The sequence below is a fragment of the Flavobacterium sp. genome (assembly GCF_043778725.1).
Classification (GTDB): Bacteria; Bacteroidota; Bacteroidia; order Flavobacteriales; family Flavobacteriaceae; genus Flavobacterium.
Map to the genome: position 1 here is coordinate 1 of NZ_JAYWFT010000138.1, position 18,602 is coordinate 18,602.

Annotated in this window: 16 protein-coding genes and 1 pseudogene; 6 read left to right on the forward strand and 11 right to left on the reverse strand. The window is 30.9% G+C overall.

Annotation, left to right across the window (positions count from 1 at the left end; translation table 11 throughout):
* Window positions 1-86 precede the first annotated feature (86 nt).
* Together fbaA and ACH2CG_RS13010 are read right to left on the reverse strand one after the other, a co-directional pair.
* Window positions 87-860, reverse strand: a pseudogene (gene fbaA, locus ACH2CG_RS13005) (class II fructose-bisphosphate aldolase); the annotation flags it as partial.
* An 85-nt stretch (window positions 861-945) separates the two neighbouring features.
* A complete protein-coding gene (locus tag ACH2CG_RS13010) occupies window positions 946-3,492 on the reverse strand; it encodes a BamA/TamA family outer membrane protein (RefSeq protein WP_395065876.1) in 2,547 nt (848 codons plus the stop codon).
* Between the two features lie 35 nt (window positions 3,493-3,527).
* On the opposite strand from ACH2CG_RS13010, the gene ACH2CG_RS13015 reads away from it, so the two are divergent.
* On the forward strand, window positions 3,528-4,256 hold the full coding sequence (locus tag ACH2CG_RS13015; RefSeq protein WP_395065878.1) for a TrmH family RNA methyltransferase: 729 nt from the start codon (window positions 3,528-3,530) through the stop codon (window positions 4,254-4,256).
* Between the two features lie 11 nt (window positions 4,257-4,267).
* Here ACH2CG_RS13015 and ACH2CG_RS13020 read toward each other — a convergent pair whose 3' ends face one another.
* The 4 genes from ACH2CG_RS13020 to ACH2CG_RS13035 form a co-directional block, all read right to left on the reverse strand.
* Window positions 4,268-4,972 (reverse strand): porin family protein, encoded by a 705-nt coding sequence (locus ACH2CG_RS13020; protein WP_395065880.1) that lies wholly within the window; start codon window positions 4,970-4,972, stop codon window positions 4,268-4,270.
* Window position 4,973: 1 nt separating this feature from the next.
* Window positions 4,974-5,705: a bifunctional demethylmenaquinone methyltransferase/2-methoxy-6-polyprenyl-1,4-benzoquinol methylase UbiE gene (gene ubiE, locus ACH2CG_RS13025; RefSeq protein WP_395065882.1), complete on the reverse strand. Its 732-nt coding sequence runs from the start codon at window positions 5,703-5,705 to the stop codon at window positions 4,974-4,976.
* A gap of 102 nt (window positions 5,706-5,807) precedes the next feature.
* Window positions 5,808-6,290 carry a dihydrofolate reductase gene (locus tag ACH2CG_RS13030; protein WP_395065884.1) on the reverse strand — a complete coding sequence of 161 codons (483 nt, stop codon included), beginning with the start codon at window positions 6,288-6,290 and terminating at the stop codon, window positions 5,808-5,810.
* Window positions 6,290-6,622, reverse strand: a complete 333-nt coding sequence (locus tag ACH2CG_RS13035; protein WP_395065886.1) for a 2TM domain-containing protein — start codon at window positions 6,620-6,622, stop codon at window positions 6,290-6,292. The genes ACH2CG_RS13030 and ACH2CG_RS13035 overlap by 1 nt, the downstream gene beginning before the upstream one ends.
* Before the next feature lie 237 nt (window positions 6,623-6,859).
* Between ACH2CG_RS13035 and ACH2CG_RS13040 the strand changes: the two genes are divergently transcribed.
* The gene (locus tag ACH2CG_RS13040; RefSeq protein ID WP_395065888.1) at window positions 6,860-7,156 is read left to right on the forward strand and encodes an isoamylase early set domain-containing protein; all 297 of its coding nucleotides are present in this window, start codon (window positions 6,860-6,862) and stop codon (window positions 7,154-7,156) included.
* Window positions 7,157-7,211: 55 nt separating this feature from the next.
* Here the strand turns inward: ACH2CG_RS13040 and ACH2CG_RS13045 are convergent, their stop codons facing one another.
* The 5 genes from ACH2CG_RS13045 to ACH2CG_RS13065 form a co-directional block, all read right to left on the reverse strand.
* The gene (locus tag ACH2CG_RS13045; protein ID WP_395065890.1) at window positions 7,212-8,156 is read right to left on the reverse strand and encodes a TonB family protein; all 945 of its coding nucleotides are present in this window, start codon (window positions 8,154-8,156) and stop codon (window positions 7,212-7,214) included.
* A gap of 10 nt (window positions 8,157-8,166) precedes the next feature.
* Entirely contained in the window at window positions 8,167-9,078 is a 912-nt protein-coding gene (locus ACH2CG_RS13050; protein WP_395065892.1) for a thymidylate synthase, read from the reverse strand.
* A 5-nt stretch (window positions 9,079-9,083) separates the two neighbouring features.
* Window positions 9,084-9,707 (reverse strand): bifunctional nuclease domain-containing protein, encoded by a 624-nt coding sequence (locus ACH2CG_RS13055; RefSeq protein WP_395065893.1) that lies wholly within the window; start codon window positions 9,705-9,707, stop codon window positions 9,084-9,086.
* Window positions 9,708-10,000: 293 nt separating this feature from the next.
* On the reverse strand, window positions 10,001-10,969 hold the full coding sequence (locus ACH2CG_RS13060; RefSeq protein WP_395065895.1) for an electron transfer flavoprotein subunit alpha/FixB family protein: 969 nt from the start codon (window positions 10,967-10,969) through the stop codon (window positions 10,001-10,003).
* Between the two features lie 77 nt (window positions 10,970-11,046).
* The gene (locus tag ACH2CG_RS13065) at window positions 11,047-11,793 is read right to left on the reverse strand and encodes an electron transfer flavoprotein subunit beta/FixA family protein (protein WP_395065897.1); all 747 of its coding nucleotides are present in this window, start codon (window positions 11,791-11,793) and stop codon (window positions 11,047-11,049) included.
* A gap of 200 nt (window positions 11,794-11,993) precedes the next feature.
* On the opposite strand from ACH2CG_RS13065, the gene ACH2CG_RS13070 reads away from it, so the two are divergent.
* The 4 genes from ACH2CG_RS13070 to ACH2CG_RS13085 all read left to right on the forward strand — a co-directional run bounded on the left by ACH2CG_RS13070 (window position 11,994) and on the right by ACH2CG_RS13085 (window position 18,594).
* A complete protein-coding gene (locus tag ACH2CG_RS13070; protein ID WP_395065899.1) occupies window positions 11,994-12,689 on the forward strand; it encodes a LytR/AlgR family response regulator transcription factor in 696 nt (231 codons plus the stop codon).
* Between the two features lie 7 nt (window positions 12,690-12,696).
* Window positions 12,697-15,504 carry a histidine kinase gene (locus ACH2CG_RS13075; RefSeq protein ID WP_395065900.1) on the forward strand — a complete coding sequence of 936 codons (2,808 nt, stop codon included), beginning with the start codon at window positions 12,697-12,699 and terminating at the stop codon, window positions 15,502-15,504.
* A 107-nt stretch (window positions 15,505-15,611) separates the two neighbouring features.
* Window positions 15,612-17,339, forward strand: a complete 1,728-nt coding sequence (locus tag ACH2CG_RS13080; protein WP_395065902.1) for a T9SS type A sorting domain-containing protein — start codon at window positions 15,612-15,614, stop codon at window positions 17,337-17,339.
* 277 nt (window positions 17,340-17,616) lie between these two features.
* Entirely contained in the window at window positions 17,617-18,594 is a 978-nt protein-coding gene (locus ACH2CG_RS13085) for a pyruvate dehydrogenase complex E1 component subunit beta (protein ID WP_395065904.1), read from the forward strand.
* Window positions 18,595-18,602 lie beyond the last annotated feature (8 nt).

An 18,602-nucleotide genomic window follows, 5' to 3' on the forward strand; every position in this document is an offset into this window, starting at 1 on the left:
GATTTAAAAACCATAAGAAGTATTGAAGAACGCAGAAAAAGATTGACAGAAAACAACTTAATTTTTGCTACAAGTTTAAGTTATTCAAAATCTACAGGATTTGGACCTGTATTAAATTTATTTTGAACATAATCTTGTGAATTTTTCAAGATTTTTGGAGTTAATTTTACATTTCCTGGTTTGTAAACGCCGTGAACGTTTCCAAAAGAAGCTGCAATTGTAAATCTTGGAGATACTTTTAAAAGTTCTTCGTAAGCATAAGAAACTTCAGACGGTTGCGTGTATAATTTTGAACTATCAACATCTGAGTTGTCAACGCCATCTTCTTCACCACCAGTAATTCCTAGTTCAATTTCTAATGTCATTCCCATTTTGCTCATTCTAGCCAAATAGGTTTTACAGATTTCAATGTTTTCTTCAATTGGTTCTTCAGACAAGTCAATCATGTGAGAAGAAAATAAGGGTTTTCCTGTTTCTGCAAAATGTTTTTCTGAAGCATCTAACAAGCCATCAATCCAAGGCAATAATTTTTTAGCGCAGTGATCCGTATGAAGAATTACTGTTGCACCATAAGCTTCTGCCAAGGTGTGAATATGTTTTGCACCAGCAATACCACCAGCAATAGCTGCTTTTTCACCAGCATTAGAAAGTCCTTTTCCTGCATTAAATTGAGCTCCACCATTAGAAAACTGAATAATAACAGGTGCGTTCAACTTGGCTGCTGTTTCTAAAACTCCATTTATTGTGCTTGATCCTGTTACGTTTACAGCAGGAAGCGCAAATCCTTTTTCTTTAGCGTAAGCAAATATTGCTTGAACTTGGTCTCCAGTGGCAACTCCAGGTTTAATGTTATGTGACATCTCGTAGTTATGTTTTTGGTTATGTTTTTAGTTATTTCAGTTCAGAAATTTCAGACTGAGATTACAAAAGTAATAATTTCTAAAATTAGAACGGATAATTTATTCCAATATTTAATACTGATTTAGAAAAATTCAATTCTTTAAACCATCTTTCATTTTCAATTTTTGATGGATTGTAGGTTTTAAAACCCAAGTCAAATCGAACTACAAACAGTCCTTGATCGTACCTAAGCCCAACTCCAGTGCCTATTGCAAATTCTTTTATAGATTGTAAACCTTTAAATTTGTATGCTTCATCTTCTACATTGTCAAATATGTTCCAAATATTTCCAATGTCTGTAAACAAGGCACTATTAAATTTTCCAAAAAGATTGTATCGTAGCTCTGCACTAAAGGCCAGTTTTAGGTTAGCTTCATTAAAGTCATTAATTCCTCCGCTACTTCCTGGGCCTAAACTATAAGGTTGCCACGCACGATTATCATTGGATCCGCCAGAAAAGTAACTTCTTGAGAAAGGAATACTTTTAGAATTTCCATACGGTATGGCAAGACCAGAGAAACTTCTAATAGCCACAATTTTTTTTCCGCTAAAAGTCCAATGTTTTATAAACTCAAATTCTCCTTTTATATATTGTGAAAACTCAACTTCAAAGAAGGTGTTGGCACCAGTTTGATTATCAAGTTGTTTAGATGCTCTTGCAAGAATTGCTAATAGGTTTCCTGCCGATTCAATTTTGGTTTTATAAGAATAAAAATTATTGTCAAAAAATCCTTTACTAGTAGATTTTGAATAACTTAAACTTGTAGCAAAAATTAAGTTGTTTTCTGTCAATCTTTTTCTGCGTTCTTCAATACTTCTTATGGTTTTTAAATCTTCTGGTGATGGATTTATAGTTGGGTTGCTGCCTAAAACATCATTTATAAATCCGTTTGTTCCATATTCTATTTTTAGTTTATTGTTTTCAAAATAGGTTTGATCTGCACCATAATTGGTTGCTAAAATAGTAAGAACATTATAGGACGATTGATAAATATTAAAGTAATTTCCAATATTCACGTTTTTTACAAACTGTACATTTAAAATGTCAAATCGAAACGAAGTATTTTTCTTTGGTGTCCAATTGTAAGAAAATGTACTTGTAAAGTTTTGTTTGTCTAATCCAATATTTCTTTGTTTCGCAAATCCTACACTGAATAAAGTTGAAGGAATCATGCTCTTAGCAATAATTTTTTCTGTATTGAAAGGAAAAAATATTCTAGGAAAATTCAACTTAGCATCAATACCAATTTCAGAAATATTGAAAAAATTATTGTTAGGATTTGCTAAATCTCTAGATGCACCTACATTTCCTCTAAAACCAATTTCAAACGTCTCTGCTCCATTAAACACATTTCGTATTCCTAATGATGTATTTCCCGATATTCCAAAATCCTGAATGTTAGAGTGCGTAAAATCTACCGATGCACCATAAGTATATTTTTTTCTGGGTGTTAAAAAAATAGAAGCTATCAATTTAGAATCGTCTTTAGGGTCAATTTGATATTGAATAGTTGGGTAATTAAAGACTTTTAAATTGCTTAAATATTTAGTAGTTAGCCCAGAATTATTGTCAGAATAAAGACTTCCTTTGGTTATAAAAACAGCATCTGTAATTGCTTTGGGACGGTATTTTATCTTTTTTTCTGCATATAAAATAAAGTCTTTATAGGCCAAGCTGTCTTTTATTTCAATTGTGTTTTTACTTGGTGAATGGTCTGTATATATGGCAACTTTACTTATTTTATACAACTTGAAAGGAGCAGTTTTAGTAGTGTCATTTTCCCTATAAGAATAATTTTTAACAATCAATTTTACATTAACTTTTTTAGATGTGTTTATGGTGTCTAATGAATAAGTAATGTAGTTTTGCTGAAAAAGATAGGCACCATTATTTCTAAAATCAGAAGTGATTCTACTTCTTTCATTATTTAGATTTTCTGTTTCATATTGTTTTCCTGTTTTAACAAATGAATTTGCTTTTCTTCTTTGATACAACGAATCTAATGCAGTGGTTTCTATTGTGCTTTTTAAACTGTCAATAATGTAGGGTTTGTTAAGTGCAACACTATATTTTAAATTTGTTTTTTTAAGTTCAGTCGTGTCGTTACTATAACTTGCTTTTACATCGAAAAAACCCTTATTGTAATAATAGGATACCAATCGTTTTAATGATTTTTTTGTGCTTATAGTGTCAAAAATTACTGGTGCTTCTCCTGTTTTTTGTAAAAAATTACTAAATCCTGAGACCAAAAATGATTTGCCCAAACGATTAACTTGCTTTTTAGAGAGTAATTTTTCTAAATTTTTGCGTCGGTTTGGATTTTTATTTAACCATTTTGCATAAGAAGTATCGGCATTTTTCTTGGCTAAATTATATAAATTCAATCGCAAACGATAACCCAAAATGGTACTGTTAGGTTTTTGATACAACTGACTAAAGACGTTTTCATCTTTAGAATCCTTTTCATTAACGCTTATTTCATTTTTTACCAACAGCCGTTTTCCATTAGGAACACGTTTGGTCGCATTACAGCCAATAATAATAAGTCCTATTAAAATAAATAATGATATTTTTGTAATGCGATTTCTCAAGAGTTTCAAAATTTAATTCAAAAGTACATTTTTTTATGGTTAGTAAAAACCAAATAAAGCTAATAACTAGTTTGCAACAGAAAAAATACCGACAAATTCATCAATTGTTTATTGCCGAAGGTGCAAAGGTAATTCAAGAATTGCTTCAATCTAACTTTGAACTTGAACAATTGTTTGTTACCGATTCAATTTTTGAAAGTATAAATGTATCAAAAAAAATAGTTATTTCTGACGCCGATTTAAAGAAAATATCATGCTTATCTACACCCAATAATTGCTTGGCATTGTTTAAAATTCCAAAATCTAAACCTGTTTCTAATAAAGGATTGGTTGTGGCACTAGATGACGTTCGTGATCCAGGAAATTTAGGTACAATAATAAGGTTATGTGATTGGTTTGGAATAGAACAAATCATTTGTAGCGAACACACCGTAGATGTTTATAATCCTAAAGTTGTGCAGGCAACTATGGGTTCTATTTCTAGAGTTTCTATATCTTATGTAGATTTGGAATTGTACATTCAACAAAGTAAGTGTGCTGTGTTTGGAACTTTCATGGACGGAAAAAATGTGTACAAAGAAAATTTACCCAACCAAGGAATTTTAATTCTTGGTAATGAAGCCAATGGAATTTCTAATACTCTTGAAAAATTAGTTTCTAATAGGTTGGCAATTCCAAGATTTGGAAATTTAAAACAAACCGAAAGCTTAAATGTTGCTACTGCAACGGCAATTTTCTTAAGCGAATTTAAAAGAAAGGAGTAAAAATTGCTTTTTTAGTGAAAAGTAAAATTCACAAAAACGCCTCTAGATTTCATCGATCCAATGTTTCCTGTCCAAGGACTGTTTGGGTCGTTGTCACGAATTAATTCGTCATTCATACTAAAAACACCTCTTATAGAAGGAGAAAATTTAAAATATTCCAAATATAAATCAATACCAACACCAATCTGATAGTTTTGAGTCCATGGCTTTACCCTAAATCGTTGTTGATAATTATCGTCAATAGATTTAGAATTACTAGCAAGATTTAATGTTGCAGAAACACCACCAACTAAATAAGGCCTAACGTTTCCAACTCTCTTAGATGAAAATTTTAATAAAATAGGAAAATCAATATATGTAGATCGAACCTCTCTTTCTTTATCTATTTGTTTTGTAAATCCAGAGTAGGTTAAATTTCTCTGTGAATAGTATAATCCGGGTTCAAATCGTAAATTAATATATTCCTGTAACCTTAAATCACCAACTAAACCAACATTAAATCCGGTATTTCTTTTTACAAAAATGTCAACATCTGGAGTGTTGAGGTAGTCAATCTTGAAATCATAAGTATTAAAACCTAGGAAATATCCATAATAAATCCTTTTTTTATCGAAATTTTCTAGATTGATAATAGGATCTTTTGCAAATATGCCTTTTGATTGCGAATGGCTTTGCAAACTTAAAAGTAACAATAAAATATAAAACAGTCTTTTCATATTATTTTTTTGATGCCGAATAAATAGTAGCTACTCCAAATGTTTGTGGCATTGCTACAACATCTATAAACCCATTTTTTCTCAAAATATTGTTTAACGCTTCACCAAATGGAAAAACCGATGCCGATTCTGATAAATATCCATAGGCAACATTGTCTTTAGAAAAAAGTTTTCCAATGATAGGCAAAATATTTTTAGTGTAAAAACGATAACCTTGTTTGAACGGAGTTTTCACAGGATTGGAGGTTTCAAGAATTACAAAAATTCCGTTTGGTTTCAATACTCTCAAAATTTCTGTTAATCCTTTATCTAGATTTTCAAAATTTCTAATCCCAAAAGAAACTGTTATTGCATCAAAGTGATTGTCTGGAAAAGGCATGTTTTCGCTATCTCCAATAACCATGTCTATTATATGGTCTAGTTTTTTATCGGCAATTTTTTTTATACCAACTTCAAGCATTCCGGCAGAAATGTCTAATCCGATGATTTTCTTTGCCTTGGTTTGTGTCATTAAAATTGCTAAATCTCCTGTTCCTGTCGCAATATCAAGAATGTTTTCTGGATTTTTTGCTGCAACTAAAGCCAGTACCTTTTTACGCCATTTAATATCAATTCCAAAAGATATTACACGGTTCAATCCGTCATAATTTCCAGAAATGGCATCAAACATTTGGGTTACTTGCTCTTTTTTGCCTAGTGTAGAATCTTTGTAAGGTGTTATGTTTTTTGACATTTTTTTTGTGCAATTTTTAGGATGCAAAAGTACAAATAATAAAAGGCAAATAACAAAAAACAATCTCGAAGTTTTGGCACTAAAACTATCTTAGCAAACTAATTACTTCTTACTGTAAGTAAGATAATCAAAATCAAAATTGTGCTTTTCATCTTTAAAGTGTTTTTCTTCTAAAGTTAATTTCCAGTTTTGTAAATCTATTTCTGGAAAAAAAGCATCGGCTTCTGGACTAGCATGAACACGAGTTAGTTCAATTTTGTCAGCCAAATCTATAGATTGGGTATAAATTTGGGCACCACCAATAATAAAAATTTCTTCTTCTTTTGGAACAATTTCAATTGCTTTTTCAATAGAATTTACAACCAAACAACCTTCGGCAATATAATTCTTTTGGCGTGTAATGATAACATGCGTTCGATTGGGAAGCGGTTTAATAAAACTTTCAAAAGTTTTTCTTCCCATTATAATATAATGACCCGATGTTATTTGCTTAAATCGTTTAAAGTCGTCTGGTAAATGCCATACCAATTGGTTGTCTTTTCCTAGCGCATTGTTTTGGCCTGCAGCCGCAATAAGAGTAATCATTAAATTGTTTTTTTATTTTCGACTTCGTTTTTAAGTTGCTCTATTTTCTTTTCTTGCATGGTCATTAAACGATTTACTTGTTCTCGTTCCCAGTTTTTATTCATAAAACTATCGGTAATGAATACTTTTATAAAATGTAAAATAAAAATAAAAAACCATGCAGTGATAACCCAAATATACCAATTGATTGGTTCGCCAATATTCATCCATTTATTGACAATAAAGAGAAATATACTGCCCAAAAATAACATAACAAAATGAAAATATAACTTCTTTTTTTGCTTTATTCTTTTACGTGCATATTCATACATTTCGTGTTGCTCGGTTTCCATAAGTCGAAAATTTGAATTTAAAGGTACGCTTTTTTTTGAAAATATAAAAATGACAATTGGATATAATTTAGTAAGAAAACGTTTTCTTGTTTCAATATTCAAATTTAACTGCTTATAAATTAAGAATATAAAATTATTTTAGGTTCAATTTTAATAAAATAACAATTCTGCTGCGCAATGTTAAATGTGCATTTTTATTGCTTTACTTTGCGTCATTAATCTATAAATGAATTAGTTATGTCTATCAAGAAACAAGTTATAAAAACAAAACCAGTTGTTAAAGTTACCTTTTCAATTGAAGCAAAAGAAGCAAACACCGCAGCAGTAATAGGTGATTTCAATAATTGGAATCCGGCCGAAGGTGAATTATCAAAATTAAAAAACGGAACTTTCAAGGCAGTTTTTGAATTGCCAAAAGATAATTCGTTCGAATTTAAATACCTTGTTGATGGCGCTTTTGTAAACGAGCCAGAAGCTGATAGTTTCCGTTGGAACGAATTTGCTAATGCAGAAAATAGCGTTTTGGAAGTATAAAATTTAGTTTTAGTTTGTATTAAAATCCGTTTGACATTTTGTTGAACGGATTTTTTTATCTCGTAAAGTCAAGCTGTATAGGAATACTGAAAGAACATCTTACTTTTCTGCCTTTTTGTAATGCAGGTTTCCATTTGTCGTAACTTGTTAATATTCTTATTGCCTCATTATCTAATTCTGTTCCTAGACTTTTAATGATTTTTGGCTCTATAATTTCACCTTCTTTATCGACAACGAAAGATACTACTATCTTGCCTTTTATTTTATTCTTGTACGCACTATTTGGTGCGCTAAAATTGTTTGCAATGTATTTGTAAAAATGCCCCATTCCCTTAACTGGCTCTGGTTTTACCTCTAAAATTGAATATTCATTTTTAGTACCGTCAGATTCTGTACTAATTCCTGATACTAATTCTCCATCAGAATAAATTTCTTCATAACTAAAAGTACCTTTTAATGATTTTCCTGACCATTTACCTACTTTATAGCCGTTTTTGTAGTTTCCGTTATCTTCGTAATATTCATTTTTAAAACCTACTGAACCATTTCCATCACTTACAATTTTTTCTCCTTTTTCATTCCAGTAATTTATCATCTTGAAGTGTTTTCCAGTAGAAAAATAATTACTATCAAATTTACCTTCCTCTTTTAATTTTCCATCCTCATACCAGCTATATGTTTTACCATTTTGCTTCTTGTTTTCATAAGGTATTGAAGAACTTTTATTTCCATTCTCATAGTAACTAATTTCTTCTCCTATTACGTAACCTCCATCTTTTCCTGATAAAGTTTTTTCTTCTTTTACTTTACCGCTTTTGTAAAGTGTTAAGTATTTGTATTCCGTTTTTTCTAAATAATAGTCTTTTACAATTTTTGTATAATATTGGTTTTCTAGGGTAACTTCATTTTGTAATGAATCCAAATAAATAATTTTATCATTTGATTTTTGGCCAAAGGAAACTTTAGAAATAAGTAAAAAGAAGAGAATAATTTTTTTCATAAAATGAATGTTAAACCGCAACAATTCCTTTTATATGCGGATGCGGATCGTAATTTTCTAGGGTGAAATCTTCAAATGTAAAATCAAAAATAGTCTTCACATTTGGATTTAAAATCATTTTTGGAAGTGGTTTTGGTTCACGAGATAATTGTAATTCTAATTGCTCAAAATGATTGTTGTAAATATGTGCGTCGCCAAAGGTGTGAATGAATTCGCCTACTTGTAAATCACAAACTTGTGCAATCATCATGGTGAATAAAGCGTAAGATGCTATGTTGAATGGAACGCCAAGAAAAATATCGGCACTTCGTTGGTACAATTGACAGGATAATTTTCCTTCTGAAACATAAAATTGAAAGAAAGCGTGACATGGAGGCAAAGCTACTTTTCCGTTTTCGATATTTTCTGCAAATGATTTGGTCGTATCTGGTAAAACCGAAGGATTCCAGGCAGAAACCAACATGCGTCTGCTGTTAGGATTGGTTTTTAAAGTGTCAATTAATTCTGTAATTTGATCAATTTCTTCACTGTTCCAATTGCGCCATTGGTGACCGTAAACTGGACCTAAATCGCCATTTTCGTTTGCCCAATCGTCCCAAATTTTAACGCCGTTTTCTTTTAAATAACCAATATTAGTAGCGCCTTTCAAGAACCAAAGTAATTCGTAAACAATAGATTTTAAATGCAACTTTTTAGTAGTTACCATAGGAAAACCTTCTGCTAAATTAAAACGCATTTGGTAGCCAAAAACACTTTTGGTTCCGGTGCCAGTTCGATCGCCTTTTTGAGTTCCGTTTTCTAAAACGTGTTTTACTAAATCGTGGTATTGTTTCTTTTGCTTAGGTTTAAAAGTTTCGGGTTTCGGGTTTCGAGTTTTTGGTAGCGGGTTTCTAACTCGTAACCCGAAACTCGGAACATTCAAACTGTTTACGACTCTCGTTTAGAAATTTCGTCTCTAATTCGTGCTGCTTTTTCGTAGTCTTCTTCTTGAACTGCCATTTCTAGAAACTCATGAAGTTCTGATAAACTAAATTTGTTGTATCCTTCATTTGATTTTTGATCATCAGATTCCATGCCAAAGGTTTCTGGAGTTGAAAGTACGCCTTCATCTTCATTGTTTTCAGTTTCTGATGGATTGGCGTTTAAATAAATTCCAGCTTTGTCTAGAATGTTTTTATAGGTAAAAATTGGTGCTTGAAAACGTAATGCCAAAGCAATAGCATCTGAAGTTCTCGCATCAATTATTTCTTCAATTTTATCTCTTTCGCAAATGATGCTTGAGTAAAAAACACCATCAACCAATTTGTGAATAATAACTTGTTTTACAACGATGTCAAATCTATCGGCGAAACTTTTAAATAAATCATGGGTTAATGGACGAGGTGGTTTTATTTCTTTTTCTAGAGCGATTGCAATAGATTGTGCTTCGAATGCTCCAATAACGATTGGTAGTTTTCGTTCGCCATCAACTTCGTTCAAAATTAATGCGTAGGCACCATTTTGAGTTTGACTGTAAGATATTCCTTTTATTGTTAGTTTTACTAAACTCATATTATATTGTTTTGACACAAAGGCGCAAAGTCACTAAGTTTCTTGTTTTTATGAATGTGTATTGAAAACTGATTTCTATTCAATACAGTTTGCTATTTAGCCCTGATAGGAGTGGAAATCCTTTTAAATTGGTCATTGAGGTTCTCGCAATGACCAATTTAAAAGATTGCAACGGATAGCAGGAATTGCGACTGCAAAGTAACAAAAAAGTTTCGCTTCTAAAAATGGATTTATGAAAAAAGCTACCTAAAATTTCTTTAGATAGCTTTTTCAAATTTGAGTTAGTTATATTTTTAGCTATTACTAGCTTTAAATTCTTTTAATTTAGCGGTTAAACGCGGTACAATATCGAAAGCATCGCCAACAATTCCGTAATCGGCAACTTTAAAGAAAGGTGCTTCTGGATCACTGTTGATTACAACTTTTACTTTAGATGAATTGATACCAGCAATGTGTTGGATTGCTCCAGAAATTCCTACAGCAATGTATAAATTAGTTGCTACTGGTTTTCCTGTTTGTCCAACGTGTTCGCTGTGAGGACGCCATCCAAGATCTGAAACTGGTTTAGAACAAGCAGTTGCAGCTCCAAGAACTGATGCTAATTCTTCTAGCATTCCCCAATTTTCTGGACCTTTTAATCCGCGACCACCAGAAACTACTACATCGGCATCAGCAATGGTAACTTTTCCTGTTGTTTTTTCTACAGATTCTACTTTTACGTTAAAATCGGCATCGTTTAAAGTTGGAGCAAAATCTTCTTGAGATAATGATGAAGAAGTTTCAACTAATCCGAAAGAGTTTTTACCAATTGATAATACTTTTACATCAGTAGAAATTTCTGTAATATTGAAAGCTTTGTTCGAAAAAGCAGTTCTTTTTACTTGAAATGGTGAAGTTGAAAGTGGTAAACCAACAACATTGGATGCAAATCCAGCTTCTAATCCAACAGCAACAAGTGGTGCAAGATATAAACTGTCTGTTGTTGAAGAAAGTACAATTACTTTTGAGTTTTCTTTTTGAGCAGCTTGTTTTACCACATCTGCGTATGCTTTGGCGTTAAAGTTGGCTAATTTATCGTTAGTTACTTTCAAAACTTTGTCTACACCATAGTTTGCTAATTCCGCAACATCTCCTGCATTAACCGTTACTGCTGTTACAGTTGTGCCAAGTGATTGGGCTACTTTTTTTGCATAGGATGCCAATTCAAAAGCTACTTTTTTGAATTTTCCGTCTGCTGATTCTGCATATATTAATAATGACATAATTTTTAGTTTAAGAGTTTAAAAAAAGTTTAAAAGTTTAGTTCTGAGAATGAACACTTTAAACTGAACACTGATTACTAGATTACCTTCGCTTCGTTGTGTAATGCGCTAATTAATCCGTCTATATCGTCTGCAGAAAATAATTTTACTGCCGATTTAGCTGCTGGTTTTTCAAATTTTACTGCTTTAGTTTCTACCGAAGCTGCAATTGGATCAAGAACCGTTAATACTTTAGTTCTTGCCGTCATAATTCCTCTCATGTTTGGTATGCGAAGGTCTTTTTCTTCCACCAAGCCTTTTTGTCCACCAATTACTAATGGAAGTAAAGCTGCGATTATTTCTTTTCCACCATCAATTTCTCTAGATGCTTTAGCAGAAGTTCCTTCTACAGTAAGTTCTGTGCAAGAATTTACAAAATTGTAGTTTAATAATCCTGCTAACATTCCTGGAACCATTCCACCATTGTAATCTAATGATTCTTTTCCGCAAATGACTAAATCATAATTTCCAGATTTAGCAACTTCAGCTAGTTGTTTTGCAACATAAAAACCATCCGTTGCTGGAGTGTTTACACGAATTGCTTCGTTTGCGCCAATTGCTAATGCTTTTCTTAGCGTTGGTTCAGTATCGGCACCGCCAACATTTACAACTGTTACCGTTGCACCTTGTTGTTCTTGAAACCAAATGGCTCTTGTTAACCCAAATTCATCATTAGGATTGATAACATACTGAACACCATTGGTATCGAATTCTGAATCGTCATTGACGAAGTTAATTTTGGAAGTAGTATCAGGCACGTGGCTGATGCAAACTAATATTTTCATTTTATATAAATTAAAAGATTTTTCAGATTGTAAAAGTATAAAATATATTTCAGATATTTATATGCGCGCATACTATTTTTTTTAAAAAGTTCAGTATTATATCGATTTCGTTGGTGATGATTTCTCAAATTGACATATTTTAAGATAAATGGAGCTTATTTGTTTGTTTTTTCCTATTTTTAAAAAATATATACTAAAGTATGAAATGTATTATCGTTGATGACGAAATTCTGAATTTGAAAAATTTAGAAATTATTTTGACTGAAAATTTTCCAGAAATTACCGTTTTGGGTATGTTTCAAAATGTTGCTGATGCTAAAATATTTTTAGAAAATAATTTAATTGATTTACTATTTTTAGATATTTCAATGCCAATTGAAGATGGTTTTGATTTGCTAGAACATTTTCCAAGGCGAAATTTTCAAACTATTTTTGTTACAGCTCATGAGGAATATGCTATTAAAGCCTTGCGAGTTGGTGCTATTGATTATATCTTAAAACCTATTTTGTTATCAGAATTGAAAACAGCGATAGAAAGCGTTAAAGCAGTATTAAAAATTGATAAAAGTGCACAAGAAAATACTATTACTTTAAATTATGAAGGAGGAAAATCGATAGTTGCTATTGCCGAAATTCAATACTTGAAAGGATTTGACAACCTTACAATGATTTATATGACCAGAAACAGAAAGATTATGGTTTCTAAAACATTAAAACATTTTGAAGAAATTTTACAACAAGATTTTTTCAGAATTCATAAATCATTTTTAGTAAATTTAAAATATGCATCCAAGATTTTATCGCGTGAAGCCTTATTTTTAGAATTAAATGATGGAACACAATTGCCAATTTCAAGAAGAAATTACAAACCTTTGAACGATGTTTTAAAAAAGTAATTTAATAATGAATAAGTCAATAGTATTGTTTTTTTTGCTAATTTATTCGGTATTGAATGCACAAATTCAGTACAAATTTAGCCATTTTACTACAGATGATGGCTTGCCAACTAATTCAATATATTCAATTTCAGAGGATAAAAGTGGTAATTTAGTTTTAGGAACAGACAACGGATTGACTTTTTTTAATGGAAACGATTTTAAAACTTTGAATGTAAAAGATGGTTTGATAAATCCATATATTGTTGCTGTTTTTACTGATCTAAAAGGTGTAGTTTGGTTAATAAATTACAATGGTAAACTTCAAAAATTTGAAAACAATAAAATTAGTTCAACCTCAATATTTACTAATCAAACCAATGCTTTTTTAAATACTAAAGATAATTTGTATTTGTACACAATGCAAAACAGATATTCTAATAAAACGTATTACTACAATTGCATTACTAAGTATAATTGGAATCTTGAAAAGCCTGAAGGAAATGTTTTTAAATCTTCGAGAATTGCACCACCAATTTTGGTTCAGGATAATGAAGAAATAAAATTGGAAGCTAATTTTCTTATTTATAAAAATAAAAAAGTTCCTGTTCCAAAAGATGTTTCTTTCCTTCATAAAGTAATTTTTAGAAAAAATGATGTCTGCTTGTTAGATGAAAATTATTTATTTATTTCGGATTTTAAAGGTGAAATTATTCAAAAAATTAAACTTCCAAATTCACTTTCTGAGAATATAATCTACAAATATGATTTTGTCGTTGATAAGCAAAACAATTGTTGGTTAAACCTTCAAAACAAAGGACTTTTTATTTTAAAAAATAATAAATGGATTGCGATAAATGAAAATTTAGAATTGAATGCAACGGATAATATTAACTTCTTATTTTGTGATTCCAAGGGTAAAATGTGGATTGCAACCAACGAAAAAGGACTTTTTTGTATTGCAAATACAGCAATTTCGTATTATCAGTTTCCCAACGAGAACAATTTCTTTAACGGATTTGCCATTGCTGCCGATACTAAGTCGTTGTTTGTTTCTTCCAAATTCTGTTTGTATGATTATAAAAATGAGGTGTTAAATTTATTAAAAAAATCAAATTCTGAAATTAAAATTGACACGTATAATTCGGTTCCGATTTTTTATCTTGCGATGCAGCAGAGTACAAAATGGGATTCCAATTTAAAGATGTTGTTAGTTCAAGGCCGACAATTATTGAAATATGATTTAGGAATTAGTTATTCTTTAAATGGTACAAATTCTATTTCAATAAATAAAAATAAAAAGCAGATAAACTCTAACATTAAAGAGAAAATTAAAAATGTTGTTTTCTATAAAAATGATTATTATTTCAATAATTCAGAAAAGATAACCATTAGAACTTTTGACCAAAACAAGTTTGTAATAAAGCGTGTTTTAAAGTTAAATAGTAAGGGTTATATTCAAGATTTTGCCTTTGTTAAAGATACTATGTGGATTGCTACAGAAGGCAAGGTTTATAAAACATTTCATGAAAAAGTTGTTGATAGTATTTCAATGATAAATGGAACAAAAGTTGAAAACGTGAACAAAATAAAAGTAAGTAATGATGTTGTTTTTTTGTGTTCCAATTCGGGTTTATTTATTGTTAAAAATAGAAAAAATAGGGTTGTAAACAAGTATAATTTATTGCCCAATAATGAAGTTTATAATGTAGCATTATTTGATAATGAATTATTGGTTGCAACTAAAGATGGATTGGCTAAAATTGCAACTAGTTTAATTTTTGCTGCTACCGAAAAGCCAAAGTTAGATTTGTATTATAAAGAAATAATTGCAACCAAAATAGTTTCGCCATCCAAACAAGAATTGATTAAAATAGAATTGCGAATTCAGAATTTCAATTCTGTTAAGAATCAAATAATTCAGTTTAAAATTGACGATTTGAATTGGGTTACAACACAAAATAAATTTCTTAATTTTCAATCTTTGTCTTATGGAAATCACGCACTTTCTGTTAGAGTAAAAGATGTAAATTCTAGTTGGACTACTAAAACCATTTCTATTCAAAAAGAATATCCTTTTTATTTAAAATGGTGGTTTATTCTAATAGCAAATTTAGTTGTTTTAGCAATCATTTTTTTAGTATACCAACACCAAATTAAAAAAATAAAAGCTAAAAAACAGCTCGAAATTGACGCCAATAATCGTGTTGCCGAACTACGCCAAAGTGCATTATCTGCTATGATGAATCCACATTTTGTTTTTAATTCTCTCAATGCTATTCAGTATTTTGTAAATAGCAATCAAAAAGAAAAAAGTAGTGAACATTTAGGTAAACTATCACGATTGGTTCGGTTATTTTTATCGCAAGCTTCCGAGCCATTTATTAGTTTAGAAGACGAGATAAACCGATTAAAATTGTACGTTGAACTGGAGCAAACTAGATTTGAAAACTTTGATTTTATTGTTACCATTGATTCAGAAATTGATAAAAAAAACAGTAAAATCCCTAACATGATTGTGCAACCATTTATTGAGAACGCTATACTTCACGGCGTTTCACATTTAAAAGAAAAAGATGGGAAAATAGATTTAAATTTTAATTTAAGAAATGATGTTTTAATGATAGAAGTAATCGATAATGGATTTGGAATTACTTCAAATAAATTAAAAAACGATACACATATTTCTAAAGGAATTTCTATTATTACTGAGCGAATTGAAATTTTGCAACAGTCTTATCCTAAAAAAACCTTTTCTATAACTCAAGAAACTGCCTTTAAAGATGTTTTACGTAAAGGTCATAAAGTGACTATTGTAGTTACAATTTCAGACTAAAAACTGCCTTTTTTTACCGCTTTCTAATTAAAACCTACCGTTGCCTAATTGTTTTAGGTGGCGGTTTTTGTTTGGTGTAATTTTACTTTTAATTAAATTCCCAAATTATGAAAACTAAATTACTTTTTCTATTCCTTGCTGTAAATTTTTTACAAGCACAATTTACTCCAATTACTAATGGAACTTTTAATTCTAATGTAAATGGATGGAGTATTACTGGGTTTACTACTAATTCTAGCTCAGGAACTCCAGTTCTTACTGAACATCCAGAATATTGGGGAGTATCTTACAATACTGATATTGGAAACGGAAGTGGTCATTTAAGAATTGATAATTTAACTCCATATTCAAATGGTCAAGAGTTTATATTAAAATCACCAGCTTTTCATGTTGATGCTTCAAAAGACTATTTTTTAAAATATGATATTTACCATTATCAGTTTGATATGATGATGGGAGGATTACAGCCTATGGGAGGATTCTCAACAGTAAAGATTAAAAAAGTCTCTGATAACTCTGAGGTTTTTCCTTCAATAGTTGGATATACATCTCAGTTGTATTTACCTAATGGCTTTGATGCAAATAAGCATGGTATCTACAATTTTACATCAAGTGAAGATTACTATATTGAGTTTAGAGGTTTAAATTCAAACAATGCCAATTTTCATATAGACAACGTTGGTTTTGAAGACGCTTTTGTTACTAAAGTTCAAAACTCACAATGCGGATCTACACTGAATGTTATTAATGATCAAATTCTTGCCGATAATGTTGCCGTTGCACAAGGTTATAGAATTAAAGCTACCAACTTGTCTAGCGGTCAAGTACAATATATTGACAAACCTACAAGAGCTTTCAGAATTACAGATTTTCCTGGATATAAGTACAATACATCATATAAAATAGAAATCGCACTTAAAAAAAATAATGTTTGGCTCACTTATTACGGTTTGCCTTGCACTATTACTACGCCAACAATTACTACTCAGGTTCAAGCATCGCAATGTAACTCAACCATTGCTGTAATTACAGATTATATTAACGCAGATATTGTCTCTTTTCCTACAACTTACCGATTCAAGATTACCGATCAAACTACAGGATTATCACAAACTATTGATAGAATATTAAAGAATTTCTCCCTGAATATGTTTCCTGCTGCTTCAATAAAGTATAGCACAACATATAATGTAGAGGTAGCAGTTAAAAATACAGATGCAACTTTTATGCCTTTTGGTCCAGTTTGTACTATAACTACACCAAATTTTCCAACTACACAATTGCAACCGTCTCAATGCAATTATTTGGTAGCTAATAAGTTTGAATATCTTTTAACTCCAGTTGTTTCTGGTGCAACTAAATATAGATTTAGACTTACCAATGCTGCGTTAAGTTATAGTGCGACGTTAGATAGAACTTTAAATAAATTTTCGCTAAATCAATTTTCAGGAATTTCTACTTCATCAAGTTATGATGTAGATGTAAGTCTAGAAATTGGTGGAGTTTTTGGTCCTTATGGTCCAGTTTGTTCAATAACGAGTCCTTCAGTTTTAAGACAGATAAATCCAAATATTAAAGACAGCACTATTGAATTTTCGGCGATTGCTTATCCAAATCCATTTGCAGAAAATTTTAAACTAGAACTTAATGGTCTAAGCAACAGTGAAATTCTAATTAAAGTTTATGATATGTTTGGTAAACTAGTTGAAACCATAAATGGTGATAGTGATCATGTTTCTAATATTGAGCTTGGAGCTTCCTACACTTCAGGAATTTATAATGTTGTGGTATTTCAAGATGAAAATCAAAAAATAATGAGATTGATAAAAAAATAAATACAAAGGTAAACCATTATAAACCATCATTTAATTATTTTTAATTTGTGATGGTTAAAAGTTAAAAAATAATATTTTAAAATTAGTTTAGTTGGTTTGTTTAAAGCGATGATGTTCTCGTCGCTTTTTTAATTTGCATAAAGCAATTACAACGTTTTCGTTAAAAACAAAATGGCTTATTTACTAAAACAAATTATAAAATAGCTCCAAAAAATTAATTTATCATTTTTAATTTTTACTTTTGCGTTTCATAAAATTTATATAAAGAAATTTCTATATGAGAACAATACAGTTTAGAGAAGCTATTTGTGAAGCAATGAGTGAAGAAATGCGTCGCGATGAATCAATATATTTAATGGGTGAAGAAGTTGCCGAGTATAACGGAGCTTACAAAGCCTCAAAAGGAATGCTTGACGAGTTTGGTCCGAAAAGAGTTATTGATACTCCAATTGCCGAACTTGGATTTGCAGGAATAGCGGTTGGATCTGCCATGAACGGTTGTCGACCAATTGTAGAATACATGACTTTCAACTTTTCATTAGTTGGAATTGATCAAATTATAAATAATGCTGCTAAAATGCGTCAAATGTCGGCAGGACAATTTCCTATGCCAATGGTTTTTCGTGGGCCAACAGCATCTGCAGGACAATTAGGAGCAACACACTCTCAGGCTTTTGAAAACTGGTTTGCAAATACTCCTGGTCTAAAAGTGGTAGTTCCATCTACAGTATATGATGCCAAAGGTTTATTAAAAGCAGCAATTCGTGATAACGATCCAGTTATTTTCATGGAAAGCGAGCAAATGTATGGCGATAAAGGAGAAGTTCCAGACGGAGAATATATTATTCCGCTTGGAGTTGCCGATATAAAAAGAGAAGGAACAGATGTAACAATTGTTTCTTTTGGAAAAATAATTAAAGAAGCTTTTATTGCAGCAGATGAATTGGCTAAAGAAGGAATTTCTTGTGAAATTATCGATTTAAGAACCGTTCGTCCAATGGATTATGATTGTATCATTAATTCGGTTAAAAAAACAAACCGTTTGGTAGTTCTTGAAGAAGCTTGGCCATTTGCAAGTGTAGCTTCAGAAATAGCTTATATGGTTCAAGATAAAGCATTCGATTTTCTTGACGCACCAGTTCAAAGAATTACAACTGCCGACACACCAGCACCATATTCTCCAACTTTATTAAAAGAATGGTTGCCAAATGCTTCTGATGTTGTTAAAGCTGTCAAAAAAGTAATGTACAAATAAGATAATCT